11 protein-coding genes are annotated in these 13,186 nt (G+C 73.5%); all 11 read right to left on the bottom strand.

From position 1 onward, the window contains the following. Positions 1-17: 17 nt before the first annotated feature. The 11 genes from ACZ5ID_RS30825 to ACZ5ID_RS30775 all read right to left on the bottom strand — a co-directional run bounded on the left by ACZ5ID_RS30825 (position 18) and on the right by ACZ5ID_RS30775 (position 13,047). The gene (locus ACZ5ID_RS30825) at positions 18-1,565 is read right to left on the bottom strand and encodes an MFS transporter (protein ID WP_468904381.1); all 1,548 of its coding nucleotides are present in this window, start codon (positions 1,563-1,565) and stop codon (positions 18-20) included. Positions 1,566-1,782: 217 nt separating this feature from the next. Continuing rightward, positions 1,783-2,493 carry a GntR family transcriptional regulator gene (locus tag ACZ5ID_RS30820; protein WP_406551595.1) on the bottom strand — a complete coding sequence of 237 codons (711 nt, stop codon included), beginning with the start codon at positions 2,491-2,493 and terminating at the stop codon, positions 1,783-1,785. A 28-nt stretch (positions 2,494-2,521) separates the two neighbouring features. Then, the gene (locus ACZ5ID_RS30815) at positions 2,522-3,493 is read right to left on the bottom strand and encodes an ornithine cyclodeaminase family protein (RefSeq protein ID WP_468904378.1); all 972 of its coding nucleotides are present in this window, start codon (positions 3,491-3,493) and stop codon (positions 2,522-2,524) included. After that, the gene (locus tag ACZ5ID_RS30810) at positions 3,490-4,491 is read right to left on the bottom strand and encodes a proline racemase family protein (RefSeq protein WP_468904376.1); all 1,002 of its coding nucleotides are present in this window, start codon (positions 4,489-4,491) and stop codon (positions 3,490-3,492) included. Before ACZ5ID_RS30810 ends, ACZ5ID_RS30815 begins: the two co-directional genes overlap by 4 nt. A gap of 2 nt (positions 4,492-4,493) precedes the next feature. Further along, positions 4,494-5,423: a dihydrodipicolinate synthase family protein gene (locus ACZ5ID_RS30805; protein ID WP_468904374.1), complete on the bottom strand. Its 930-nt coding sequence runs from the start codon at positions 5,421-5,423 to the stop codon at positions 4,494-4,496. A 104-nt stretch (positions 5,424-5,527) separates the two neighbouring features. Then, entirely contained in the window at positions 5,528-6,973 is a 1,446-nt protein-coding gene (locus tag ACZ5ID_RS30800; protein ID WP_468904371.1) for an FAD-dependent oxidoreductase, read from the bottom strand. Positions 6,974-7,028: 55 nt separating this feature from the next. Beyond that, the gene (locus tag ACZ5ID_RS30795) at positions 7,029-7,322 is read right to left on the bottom strand and encodes a (2Fe-2S)-binding protein (protein ID WP_468904494.1); all 294 of its coding nucleotides are present in this window, start codon (positions 7,320-7,322) and stop codon (positions 7,029-7,031) included. Between the two features lie 155 nt (positions 7,323-7,477). Then, entirely contained in the window at positions 7,478-8,686 is a 1,209-nt protein-coding gene (locus ACZ5ID_RS30790; RefSeq protein WP_468904369.1) for an NAD(P)/FAD-dependent oxidoreductase, read from the bottom strand. A gap of 177 nt (positions 8,687-8,863) precedes the next feature. Continuing rightward, positions 8,864-11,221, bottom strand: coding sequence for a collagenase (locus tag ACZ5ID_RS30785; protein WP_468904367.1), 2,358 nt, complete (start codon positions 11,219-11,221; stop codon positions 8,864-8,866). Positions 11,222-11,542: 321 nt separating this feature from the next. After that, positions 11,543-11,941, bottom strand: a complete 399-nt coding sequence (locus tag ACZ5ID_RS30780; RefSeq protein ID WP_468904364.1) for a RidA family protein — start codon at positions 11,939-11,941, stop codon at positions 11,543-11,545. Further along, on the bottom strand, positions 11,938-13,047 hold the full coding sequence (locus ACZ5ID_RS30775; protein ID WP_468904362.1) for an acyl-CoA dehydrogenase family protein: 1,110 nt from the start codon (positions 13,045-13,047) through the stop codon (positions 11,938-11,940). The genes ACZ5ID_RS30780 and ACZ5ID_RS30775 overlap by 4 nt, the downstream gene beginning before the upstream one ends. Positions 13,048-13,186: the final 139 nt, after the last annotated feature.

Raw genomic sequence — 13,186 nt, 5'->3', positions numbered from 1 at the left:
GTCCCCGCCGGGCGGCCTCAGGGGCCGGGGGTCGTTCCGCCCTGGAGGCGTTCCAGGTCCGCCGGGCGGACCTGGATGGCCAGCAGGGCGATCACCGCCGCCGCGATCGCGAAGACCGCGGCCACGATGAAGGCGGTGGAGACCCCGGAGGCGAGCACCTGGTCGCTCCAGGGGCGCGGGAGGTTGCCGGTGCGCCGGAACGCCAGCCGCTGGGCGGGGTCGGCCTGCCGCAGGAACTTCGGCACCTGGGAGCTCGCCTCGTTGTGGCTCGCCGTGCCGAAGACCGTGACCAGGATCGACAGCCCGAGCGAGCCGCCCACCTGCTGGGTGGCGTTGAGCATGCCGGAGGCGGCGCCGGTCTCGTGCACGGGCACACCGGAGACGGCCATCAGCGTCAGCGACACGAAGTTCAGGCCCATGCCGAGGCTGAAGACGAGCATCGGGCCCAGGATGCTGCCCGCGTACGTGGAGTGGATGTCGGTGAGCGTCAGCCAGGACAGGCCGGCCGCGGCCAGCACCGAGCCCGTCACCATGAACGGCTTGGGCCCGTACTTCGGCAGCAGTTGGGAGGCGATGCCCGCGCCCACCGCGATGACGGCGCTGACGGGCAGGAAGGCGAGCCCGGCCCGCAGCGGGCTGAAGCCCAGCACGTTCTGCACGAACAGGGTGAGGAAGAAGAACATGCCGAAGATCGCGGCGGCCAGGCTCAGCATGATGCCGTAGGTGCCCGCCCGGTTGCGGTCGGCGAACATGTGCAGCGGTGTGATGGGCCGCTCCGAGCGCCGCTCCACCAGGACGAACGTGAGGAGCAGCAGCACGGCGGCGCCGAACGAGCCCAGCGTGTACGGGTCGCGCCAGCCCTCCTGGGCGGCCCGGATGAAGCCGTAGACCAGCGCGCTCATGCCGAGGGTGGAGGTGAGCGCGCCCAGGAGGTCGAAGTGGCCGGGGTGGCGCTCGGACTCCTTGATGTGCCGGGGCGTGGCGAGCACGATCAGCGCCGCGATCGGCACGTTGACGAAGAACACCCAGCGCCAGTCGAGCCATTCGACGAGGATGCCGCCCATGAGCAGGCCGATCGCGCCGCCGCCCGCGGAGACCGCCGCGAAGACGCCGAACGCCCGGTTGCGCGCGGGCCCTTCGGTGAACGTGGTGGTGATCAGTGCCAGCGCGGTCGGCGAGGCGATGGCGCCGCCAACACCCTGGAAGGCGCGCGCGGCCAGCAACTGGCCGGAGTTCTGGGAGAGTCCGCCCAGCAGCGAGGCGACGGCGAAGATCACGACGCCGGCGAGGAAGACGCGGCGCCGGCCGAGGATGTCGCCGGTCCGGCCGCCGAGCAGCAGCAGCCCGCCGAAGGTGAGGGTGTAGGCGCTGACCACCCAGGCCAGGCCGGTCGTGGAGAAGTCCAGGGCCCGCTGGATGTGCGGGAGGGCGATGTTCACGATGGTGATGTCCAGCACCACCATCAACTGGCAGGAGGCGATGACCAGGAGCGCGATCCCGTTTCCGCCGCCCGTGCGGCCGTGGGCGGCGGTGTCGGTCGTGGGTGTCGGCTGCGAACTCGTCATGGCAGGCCTTGCCCTCGTACGAGGGACCCCTCGGAAAAGGGGCGGTGGACGGTCCCGTCCACTTTTCGACCGTAAACCCGGCGCTGGGCCGTCACCAGTCGATCAAGACCGCCGCGGGGTCGGCCGCGCGGGGGTCAAGGAGCGGTGCGGGCGCGGGCCTTCACCCCGGCGGAGCCGCTGCGTACGGCGTCACCGGGGCCTCGTCACCGTACGGACGTCACCGGTTGCCCAGCGTGCGCTTGGGGCGGGGCTCGACCGGCTCGTCGCGGGCCTGGGCCCACAGCGAGCGGACGTGGCCGAGGTGGCGGGCCATGCAGTCCTCGGCGCCGCGTTCGTCGCCGGCCACCATCAGGTCGAGGAGTTCGATGTGCTCCTCGGCGGAGGAGATGAGCTGGCCGCGCTCGTCGAGGCGGGTCAGGCCGTAGAGCCGGGAGCGCTTGCGCAGGTCGCCGACGGTCTCCACGAGCCGTTCGTTGCCCGCGAGGCCGAGGAGCTGGAGGTGGAAGCGGCGGTCGGCGTCGAGGTAGCCGATGAGGTTGTGCTCGCGCGCATGGGCGACGATCTCCTCCGCGACCGGCCGCAGGGCCTCCAGCTGCTCCACGCTCGCCAGCCGCGTCACCCTGCCCACGGTGGGCACCTCGATCATCGCCCGGAGTTCGGTGTACTGGTCGAGGTCGCGCTCGCTGACCTCGGTGATGCGAAAGCCCTTGTTGCGTACGGGTTCGACGAGCCCCTCGCGGGCCAGGTCCAGCATCGCCTCACGGACCGGGGTGGCCGAGATGCCGAAGTCGGCGGCCAGCCCCGGGGCGGAGTAGATGGCGCCGGGGCGCAGTTCACCGGCGACCAGGGCGGCGCGCAGGGCGTGGGCGACCTGGTCGCGCAGCCGTTCCTGGGCCGTGATGAGATTGCGCTGCTTCAGGTCGCCCATGGCACTTCCTCCGTGAATCCGCGGAGGCTCAGCGTACAATGTCACGTTGCCCGGCCGGGTTGCCCCGTGCGCGGTGCAGCGCCGCCGCCACGGCCAGATCCTCCCAGGCCATACCCACGCTTTTGAAGAGGCGGGGACGGTCGAAGGGGACGGTGACCCGCCCGTGGACGAGTTCGGCGAGGGTGCCGGCGATCCGGCCGGGCCCGATCACCCCCTCGTTCAGCGGGATCAGCAGGTCCCCCGCCTCGCGCAGCGCCGCCGCCCGTGACTCCACGTACACCGCCGAGCGCCGCACCAGCGCCGAGTCGGTCTCGCGGGCGTCCGGTTCGTGCGAGCCGACCGCGACGACGGTGGCCCCGTCCGGGACGAGCCGGCCGTCGAACAGCGGCTCGCGGGCGGTGGTGCAGCAGATGACGAGATCGGCGTCGCGGACGTCGTCGGCGGTGCCCGCGCACGCGTCCACGCCCAGCGTGCGGGCGTACGCCACCAGCGCCGCGCGCGCCTGGGGAGCGCGGGCGACCACGGTGACGGTCTTCACCTCGGCCACGGCCAGCGCCGCCCGCAGATGGCCGTACGCCTGCGGGCCCGCGCCGAACAGGACGAGGCGGCTCGCGTCCGGCGCCGTCAGGTGGGCGAGCGCGACGGCGGAAACGGCCGGGGTGCGCAGGGTCGTCAGGGCCGCGCCGTCCAGCAGGGCGAGGGGCAGCAGCGTCGCGCCGTCCAGGAGCAGATAGCTGCCGGTGATCCGGGGCAGGCCGTGCGCGGGGTTGGCCGGTGCCACCCCCGCGATCTTCACCCCCGCGTACGCCCCGGAGGCGGCGGGCATGAGCAGCAGCTCGCCCGCCGCGACCGGCAGGTTGACGCGCGGCGGGGCCGACTCGGGGTCGAAGCCGTCGCGCAGCGCGCCCGCCACCGCCTCGGCGGCGGCGGCGGGTGTGAGCAGCCGCGCGATCTCGTCGGCGCCGACGAGGGCGGGGGTCTCGGGTGGTGCGCCGGTCACAGCAGGAAGCCCGCCGGGAAGGGGTCGGACGGGTCCAGGAAGTACTGGGCCGTGCCGGTGATCCAGGCGCGGCCGGTCACCGTGGGCACCACCGCGGGCAGACCGCCGACCGTCGTCTCGTCGACGAGTCTGCCGGTGAACTCCGTACCGATGAAGGACTCGTTGACGAAGTCGCGGTGGAGCGGCAGTTCGCCCCGGGCGTGCAGCTGTGCCATCCGGGCGGAGGTGCCGGTGCCGCACGGGGAGCGGTCGAACCAGCCCGGGTGGATCGCCATCGCGTGCCGGGAGCGGACCGCGTCCGAGCCGGGCGCGGCGAGGTAGACGTGCTTGACCCCGCCGATCTCCGGGTTCTCCGGGTGCACCGGCCGGTCGGTGGCGTTGACGGCGTCCATGACGGCGAGCCCGGCGGCGAGCAGGTCGTCCTTGCGCGCCCGGTCGAAGGGCAGCCCCAGGTCGTCGAGGTGGACGAACGCGTAGAAGTTCCCGCCGTAGGCGATGTCGTAGGTGACCGTGCCGTATCCGGGCACCTCCACCTTGCGGTCGAGCCCGAGGCAGAAGGAGGGCACGTTGGTGAGGGTGACGGACTTCGCCTCGCCGTCCTCCACCCGTACGTCGACGCTCACCAGCCCGGCCGGGGTGTCGAGACGGACCGTGGTGACCGGTTCGCTCACCTCCACCATGCCGGTCTCGACCAGCACGGTGGCCACGCCGATCGTCCCGTGGCCGCACATCGGCAGCAGCCCGGACACCTCGATGTAGAGGACGCCGTAGTCGGCGTCGGGGCGGGTGGGGGGCTGGAGGATGGCGCCGCTCATGGAGGCGTGGCCGCGCGGCTCGTACATCAGCAGGGTGCGCAGGTCGTCGAGGTGGTCGAGGAAGTGGAGCCGCTTCTCGGCCATGGTGGCGCCGGGGACGATGCCGACGCCGCCGGTGATGACCCGGGTCGGCATGCCCTCGGTGTGCGAGTCGACCGCGTGGTAGACGTGACGGGTGCGCATGGTCAGCGGAGTCCTTCCGCGAGGGCCTTCTCGGTGGCGGCGCGGACGGCGGACTCCTGGTCCCCGAGGAGCGCCGCGCGCGGCGGGCGGACCGGGCCGCCGGGGCGGCCGGCGATGTCCATGGACAACTTGATGGCCTGGACGAACTCGGTCTTGGAGTCCCAGCGCAGCAGCGGGTGCAGCGACTTGTAGAGCGGCAGCGCGCTCTCCACGTCCCCGGCGACGGCCGCGCGGTAGAGCTCGGCGCAGGCGGCGGGCAGCGCGTTGGGGTATCCGGCGACCCAGCCGACCGCGCCCGCGAGGGCGAGTTCCAGCAGGACGTCGTCGGCACCGATCAGCAGGTCGAGTTCGGGGGCGAGTTCGGCGATCTCGTAGGCGCGGCGCACGTCCCCGCTGAACTCCTTGACGGCGACGATGCTCCCGTCGCGGTGGAGCCGGGCCAGCAGGCCGGGGGTGAGGTCGACCTTGGTGTCGATCGGGTTGTTGTACGCGACGACCGGCAGCCCGGCCCGGGCGACCTCGGCGTAGTGGGCGCGCACGGCGCTCTCGTCGGCGCGGTAGGCGTTGGGCGGCAGCAGCAGGACCGAGCCCGCGCCCGCTTCGGCGGCCTGTTCGGTCCAGCGGCGCGACTCGGCGCTGCCGTACGCGGCGACGCCCGGCATCACGCGGGCGCCGTCGCCGGCGGCCTCGACCGCGACTTCGACGACCCGGGCGCGCTCGTCGTCGGTGAGGGTCTGGTACTCGCCGAGGGAGCCGTTGGGCACGACCCCGTCGCAGCCGTTGTCGATCAGCCAGCGCACATGCGCGGCGAAGGCGTCGTAGTCGACGGACAGATCCTCGCGCAGGGGCAGGGCGGTGGCGACCATGATGCCGCGCCAGGGCTGCCGGACGGTGGCGGAGGGGGCGGACTCGGCGGTCTGGGCAGACGTCATCGGGGACTCCCTAGTGTGGTGTGTGACATTTTACTGAAAGACGTACGACGGCCACAAGAGCACGCGCACGGATCGGACGGTGGGCGTTGCGGGAGGGGCTGCGGTCAGCCCTCGGACGGGGGCAGTGCGGCCAGTTGGCCGAGCTCCACCGGGCAGGACAGCGGGCGCCGGTCCTCGCCGGGCCCGCCGCCCGCGAGGCAGGCCACGGCCTGGCCGCACATCCGGCCCTGGCACCAGCCCATCCCGGCCCTGGTCAGCAGTTTCACGGTCCGGGCGTCCTTCGCGCCGAACTCCGCCACGGCCTCCTTGATCCTGCCCGCCGGGACCTCCTCGCAGCGGCAGACCAGGGTCGCGTCGTCGAGCCACCCGCTCCAGCCGTCGCCGGGCCGGTGCGCGACCGCCATCGCCTCCGCGAACCGGCGCAGCCGCGCCCGCCTGCGCACCAGCGCGGCGGTTCCGGCCGGGCGCGGGACTCCCTTGAGCTCGTAGGCGATCGCCGCCGCCGCCAGTTCGCCTTCGGCGAGGGCCAGTTGGGCGCCGCCGATCCCGCCGGTCTCCCCCGCCGCCCAGATACCGGGGACGGAGGTGCGCTGCGCGGGATCGAGTTCCAGGGCGAGGGTGTCGTCGGCGGTGCGCCGGGTGGCGCAGCCGAGGCCCGTGGCCAGCTCCAGTTGGGGGACGAGCCCGTGGCCGACCGCCAGCGCGTCGCACGGCATCCGGCGTTCGCTGCCCGGGACGGGCCGCCAGTCGCGGTCGAGCCGGGAGACCGTCACGGCCTCGACGCGGTCGGTGCCGTGCGCGGCCGTCACCGCGTGCCGGGTCAGCAGCCGCACCCGGTGCCGCAGCAGCCCGCCGCCGTACAGCGCGCCCTCGCCCAGCTTGCCGGGATTGCTGACCAGCGCGGGCAGGCGCGTCGCGTACGAGGTGTACGAGGACGCCTCGACCACGGCCGGGACGGCGGCGCCGGCCGCCGCCAGCGAGGCGGCGACGGCGAGCAGCAGCGGACCGCTGCCCGCCACCACGACCCGCCGGCCCGGCAGCACCAGACCGGCCTTGAGCATGGCCTGCGCCCCGCCCGCGCCGACGACACCCGGCAAGGTCCAGCCGGGGAAGGGCAGTTGCCGCTCGTAGGCGCCGGTCGCCAGCAGCACGGCCCGCGCCCGGACCAGGGCCGGAGCCTCCTCGCCGCCGGGGCCGCTCGCCACGGCGTGCAGCAGCCACTCCCCCGAGGCCGCGTCCCGGACGACCGTCCAGACGTGGTGGGAGGCCAGGTGGGTGACACGGCCGGCGCGGCGGTGGGCGTCGAGACGGGACGCGCGCGTGGCGAACGCCTGCCAGTCGTGGTGCAGCGCCTCCGGCCGGGCGGCACGCAGACCGGGGGCGGGATGACGGTAGAACTGTCCGCCGGGACGCTCCCCGGCGTCCAGGAGCGTGACGCTCAGACCGAGGTCGGCGGCCAGCACGGCGGCGGCGAGCCCGGCGGGCCCGGCACCGACGACGGCGAGATCGCAGGGAGCGGAGGAGGCGGAGGGCGCCGAGGGTTCCGGCATCCGGGAAGACTCGGCCGGCCCGGAAGGCTCGACCGGTTCGCCGAACTCCGAGGGCTCAGAGGGTGAGGTCGGCATGGCCCGTGCCCTCCTGGGTGGTGATCACGTCGCCGGGGCGCGCCGCGACGAGGCAGGCGCGCTGGTTGGGGCGGCCGTTGACGGTGGCGAGGCAGTCGTAGCAGGCGCCGATCCCGCAGAAGGCGCCGCGCGGTTCGCCCTGTGCGCGGGTGGTGCGCCAGGAGAGGATCCCGGCGGCCCAGAGCGCCGCGGCGATGCTCTGCCCGGGCAGCGCGGTGAGCCCGCGGCCGTCGAAGGTGAGCGCGAAGGCCGGGTCGGGCGTCGCCCGGACCAGGCCGGCGGGCGAGGGGGCGGTCCGGCTCCGGGAGTCGCCTGCGGATGGGGCGCGCCCTGCCGGGTCGCGCGGGGCGGCCCCGGTGAACCTGCTCCACCGGCTTCGACGGGACGCGCCGGAACCCCCGGCCTCGTCCTGCGTTCCGTGCATCGCGCTCATCGGGCGCCTCCCCGCTCGTTCTCGTGCTGGTGCTCGTCCTCGCCCGGGTGCCGTCCGGTCGCGAACCGGTCGGGCCGGAAGGGCCGCAGGTCCAGGGCGGTCCGCTCGCCCCGCAGCGCCGAGGCGACGAGGAGGCCGGTGACCGGGGCGAGACCGATGCCGGCGCCCTCGTGCCCGCAGGCGTGCAGCAGGCCCGGCACCCGGGGATCGGGGCCGATCGCGGGCAGGTGGTCGGGGAGGTAGGGGCGGAAGCCCGCGTACGTACGGATCGCGCGGACACCCGCGAGGACCGGGAAGAGCGCGGCGGCCTGGGCGGCGAGACGGCGCAGCGCCTCGATGGACAGGGAGCGGTCGAAGCCGACCCGCTCGCGTGTCGCGCCGATCAGGACCGGGCCGGAGGGCGTCCCCTCGACCACCGCGGAGGACTGGAGCGCGGCCGAGCCGCTGGCGACGTCCGCGATGTAGTCGGCGGCGTACACCTTGTGCCGCACCAGGCGCGGCAGCGGCTCGGTGACCAGGACGAAACCGCGGCGGGGCAGCACCGGCAGGGTGGTACCCGCGAGGGCGGCGATCTCGCCGCCCCAGGTCCCCGCGGCGTTGACGACGGCCGGGGCCGACAGCTCGCCCTCCGGGGTACGGACGCCCCTGATGCGGCCGTCCGGCGCGGTGAGGACCTCGCGGACCTCCTGCTCCAGATGGACCTCGGCGCCGAACTGGCGGGCCGCGCGCAGCAGTTGGGCCGCCGCCTGGGCGGGCTGGACCTGGGCGTCCTGGGGGTAGTGGAAGCCGCCGGGGAGGCCGGGGGCGAGATGGGGCTCCAGCTCGTACAGCCGGTCGGCGGTGATCTCCCGCGCCTGGACGCCGGCCTTGCGCTGCCCCTCGGCGAAGGCGCGCAGCGCCGTCAGAGCGGTCTCGTCGGGCGCCACGACGAGACCGCCCTTGGGCTCGTACTCGATCTCCGGTGGGAGGACGTGGGCGAGGTCGCGCCAGAGTCGGGTGGACAGCAGCGCGAGGTCGAGCTCGGGGCCCGCCTCCTTGTCGGAGACGAGCAGATTGCCTTCCCCCGCACCCGTGGTGCCGCCCGCGACGGGACCGCGGTCGACCACCGCGACGCGGAGTCCGGCGCGCCCCGCGTAGTACGCGCAGGCCGCGCCGACGACTCCGGCGCCGACGATCACAGCGTCCAGGGGGTGTCTCTTGGGCACCACAGTAATATGTCACATTCTTCTAGAGGGGCCAAGGGCCGGACGGGGCGCCATGGGCTGGAAGTTGCCGGAGGGCTGGAAGTTGCCAGGGTCTGGACGTGACCAGGGTCCGGAGGTGACCAGGGGCCGGGGCGGTCGGAGTCGCCCCGGCCCCTGGAGTCGGGCGCGGAGGGTACGTCAGCTGCGCAGCGGACCCTCACAGGTGTAAGTGGAGGTGCCACCCGTCTTGTTGGCCCAGATGTCGACCGTCCCGAAGGAGCAGTTCATGTCGGCCAGGTTGTTGCCGCCGCGCACGGCCCGGTCCAGGAGGAAGGAGTCGACCGTTTCCGACATGTCCTGGAAGACCTTGTCCGCGTTGTTCGCGTCTCCGAGGCGCGCGGTGATCTTTCCGGTGCAGATGAAGCGGTGGGACTTGGGAGAGCCGTTGTCGACGCAGGACGGCTTGCTGTAGGTGCTCCTGGTGAAGGCCGCGCGGACGTCCGACACGCGGGAGTAGCGCAGTTTCGCGTTGGGCGTGTACGTGGTGTTCGGCACGTAGAGCGTGTCCACCTTGGCGATCTGCCGGTCCAGGAACGCGTCGTACGCCTTCTGCAGCTCCGCGTCCCGGCCCATCCGGTCGCGCCAGGCGTCGAAGCCGGCCGGGTCGTCGGCCCGCAGGCGCGCGTACATCTCGCGCAGCTGCGAGGGGTGTTCGTTCCACAGGAACTCGAAGAACGTGCCCGCGTAGTTGTAGAAGCGGAAGCCGTCGCCGTCGTAGGTGGCGTGCAGCAGCTGGTTGACCGTCATGCGCGGGCCGCCGCCGGTCGTGTCGTTGATGATGCCCTTGACGAGCGACTTGCGCACCGCGATGCCGTTGTCGCGGGTACCGCCGTCGAAGAACTCGGCGGTTCCCTCGTCCATGGCGGTGGTGCGGTCACCGGTGTACCAGGCGCCGCTGCCGAACGTCCCCGGCACCGCCCAGCGGCCGTTGAGGTAGTGCGTGTACTCGTGACGGAACAGCTCTTCGAGGGTGAGGGAGGAGTCCTGCGGCACCCGGCGCTGGTAGGTGTAGAAGGTCGCGCCCTCCTCGATGTACATCCCGCCGTTGTTGGTGGAGTACCCGGTCAGGAACGGCTGGTAGACCTCGTAGTCGGCGCGTGAGGCGTACAGGTGGATGTGGAGCGTGGTGTTGGGGTCGCCCGCGAGCGGCTTGTCGGTGCCGAGCACCCGGAGGAACTGCGACTTGACCTGCTTGCTCGCGTAGTAGAGCTGGTCGATGGTGGCCTTGTCGAGGGCGGTGCGGACCTGGATGGCGCCGTTGTCGTAGCTGTACGTGTGGGTGAAGAGCTGATTCTCGATCTGGTCCTTGCAGACGTTGTACGTGGCGCACTGGCCGTAGAAGTTGAGCCAGCTCGCGAGTGACAGCCAAGGGGCGCTCATCTTGCCGAAGTTGGTCTCGGCCGTCGGCAGCAGGGCGCCGAGGTCGGGGACGATCTGGCCCTTGACGGCGTCGATCTGACCGAAGCGGCCGTACTCCGACAGCGCGTCGCGGGCCGCCCAGGCGTTGGCCGTGCCCTTGAGGTGGGTGTAGCCGGAGAAGACGCGGAAGGCGGCGCGGTAGGCCGGGTCGGCGCCCGCGGCGGCCTGGAACGCGGTGTCCTTGTTGCCGGGGTAGACGCCCAGGTAGTTGACGGAGAGCGCGGCGAGCGCGGCGCCGCCCCAGTCCGCGCTGGTGGCGGTCCCGGCGCCGGGCGCCAGGGTCGCGAGCACGCGCTTGATCAGCGGCAGTTGGTGCTGGCGCAGGCCCGGGGCGCTCGCCGCGTAGAGCGCCTCGCGCAGGGTCTGGGCGTTCTGCGCGGTGGCGTCGAAGGTGTGCGCGGCCGAGCCGAGGGCGGCGACGGCCTCGGCCACCGCGTCGACCGTGGGCTGGTCGGTGGTGTCGATCTCGTCGTGCGAGTAGTCCTGGTACGCGACGGCGTGGAGGTAGGTGAACAGCTCCAGCAGATGGCTGCTGTTCTTGCCGTCGTGGGAGGCGGCGAGGCTGGTGGCCCGGTGGGCGACGGCCTGCACATGTGCGTCGGACATGACCGGCGCCAGGCGCGCGTCCCAGGTCCAGACGAGCCCGCGCAGACAGCCGTCGGCAGTGACGGCCGGGTCGGTGAGGAAGTCCGCGAGGCCCTGCGGGCTCAGCCCGGTGATGCCGTCGAGGGTGCACGGGACCCCGGCGGCGCGCGGCGCGGAGTGGGCGGCCGGGGCGACCGCGCGGGTCTGCGGGCCGGCTATTCGGCCGTCCTGGCCGCCGCCGGGGGCGGGCAGCTGACGGACCTTCTGCTGGGGGGCCTTGGCGAGGCGGTCCACCTGGTCGAACGGGTTGGCGCCGGTGTTCGGGGGCGGGGTGGGCCGCGCGGCGAAGGAGGCGGGGAGCGCCTGCGAGGCACCGGCCTTCGCGGGGTGCGAGGGCTGCGCGGCCTGGGCGACCTGCCCGGCGGTGGCGAGCAGGGTCGCCGCGACGGCGGCGGCGAGAAGCGGCTTGCGCGCGGATCTGAGCTGTGACACCGAAAGGCTCCTGTGTGGGAGGTGACTTGGGGGGTGGCGCTGCGGTGCTTGGACGCGTGCGGGTACTGCGGTCACGGCTCCCGGGGCCGGGCACGCCGAGCCGACCCCCCTGGGCGGGAGGTGGACCGGGGTGATTCGCCCTGTTCCGTACGGCACTTGGGGAACGGAGGAGCCGGAACTGTGAGCTGTAACATAGTAATGTGAAATTGCACTGACAAGACTTGTGCGACCTCTATTTCCCCGCTCGTCACCTGGGGGTGGTGTCGGAGGGGGTGGGGTCGGGGGTGAGACCGAGACCAGCGGGCCGGGTCGAGGCCGCTGTCAGTCCAGGACCGCGAACCCGTCCAGTTCCACCAGCGCCTGCTCGTCCCACAGCCGCACCACGCCGATCACCGCCATCGCGGGGTAGTCGCACCCGGCCAGCTCGCGCCAGATCAGGCCGAGTTCGCGGACCCGGGCGCGGTAGCCGGTGACGTCGGTGGTGTAGACGGTGACCCGGGCCAGGTCCGCCGGGGTGCCGCCGGTGGCGGCGAGCGCGGTCAGGAGGTTGGTGAGCGCGGTCCGGAACTGCTCGGCCAGTGTCTCCCCCACCACCTTGCCGTCGGCGTCGAGCGCGGTCTGACCCGCGAGGAATACCAGCCGGCCGCCGGTGGCGGTGACGGCGTGGCTGAAGCCGATGGGCGGGGAGAGTTCGGCGGGGTTAACCCGGTTCAGGCTCATCGGTACAGCTCCTTCGCGATGATCGTGCGCTGCACCTCGGTCGCGCCCTCGTAGATCCTCGGGGCGCGCACCTCGCGGTAGAGGTGTTCGAGCAGATGGCCGCGGCGCAGTGCCCGCGCGCCGTGCAGCTGGACGGCCGCGTCCACGACGTACTGAGCGGTCTCCGTGGCGAACAGCTTCGCCATCGCCGAGTACCGGGGGACCTCCGACGCCCCCCTGTCGTACGCGGCTGCCGCCCCGTAGACCAGCAGTCGCGCCGCCTCCGTGCGGGTCGCCATCTCCGCGACCTGGTGGGCGACCGCCTGGAGGTCCTTGAGCGGGCCGCCGAACGCGCTGCGGTGCGCGGTGTGCGCGACGGTCGCGTCCAGGGCCGCCTGCGCCATCCCGACCGCGAAGGCGCCGACGCTCGGCCGGAACAGGTTCAGCGTGCCCATGGCGACACGGAAGCCCCGGTCGGGCTCGCCCACCACGTCGTCCGGGCCGACGCGCACCCCGTCGAGGACGAGCGTGCCGACCGGGTGCGGGGAGAGCATGTCGAGGGCGGCGCCGCTCACTCCGGGCCGGTCGGCGGGGACCAGGAAGGCGGTGACGCCGCGGGCCCCGGCACCCTCGGTGGTCCGGGCGAACACGGTGCAGAAGTCGGCCTCGGGGGCGTTGGAGATCCAGCACTTCTCGCCGCTGAGGCGCCAACCGCCGTCCGCCGGTTCGGCCTTGAGGGCGAGGGCGGCGGCGTCGGAGCCCGCGTCCGGCTCACTGAGCGCGAACGCGGCCACGGCCCGCCCCGCGGTGACCTCGGGCAGCCAGCGGGCGCGCTGCGCGTCGGTGCCGAACGCGGCGACGGGGTGGGCGCCGAGCCCCTGGAGGGCGAGCGCGGTCTCCGCCTCGGTGCAGGCGTACGCCAGTGACTCGCGCATCAGGCACAGGTCGAGCGCGCCGGAGGTGAACAGCCGCTCCAGGAGCCCGAGCTCGCCGAGGGCGGCGACGAGTGGCCGGTTCACGCGTCCCGGGTCACCCTTGTCGGCAAGAGGACGCAGGCGTTCGGTGGCGGTGGCGCGCAGCCGCGCGCACCACTCCACCTGCTCCGGCTCCAGCGCGAATGCGGGCATGGCGGCCCCTCTCGTGTCGCGTCCAGTCTCGCTGTGCACCCGCCGTCCCGCGTCCACCGACCCGAGGTCCGGAACCCGGGTCCGGGGTCCGGGTCCGGGTCCGGGATCCGGGCCGAGCGGCTCACGGAACTCCCTCTTA

Source organism: Streptomyces sp. NPDC031670 (genome assembly GCF_055580545.1).
This window is presented reverse-complemented; position numbering and strand designations above follow the sequence as displayed.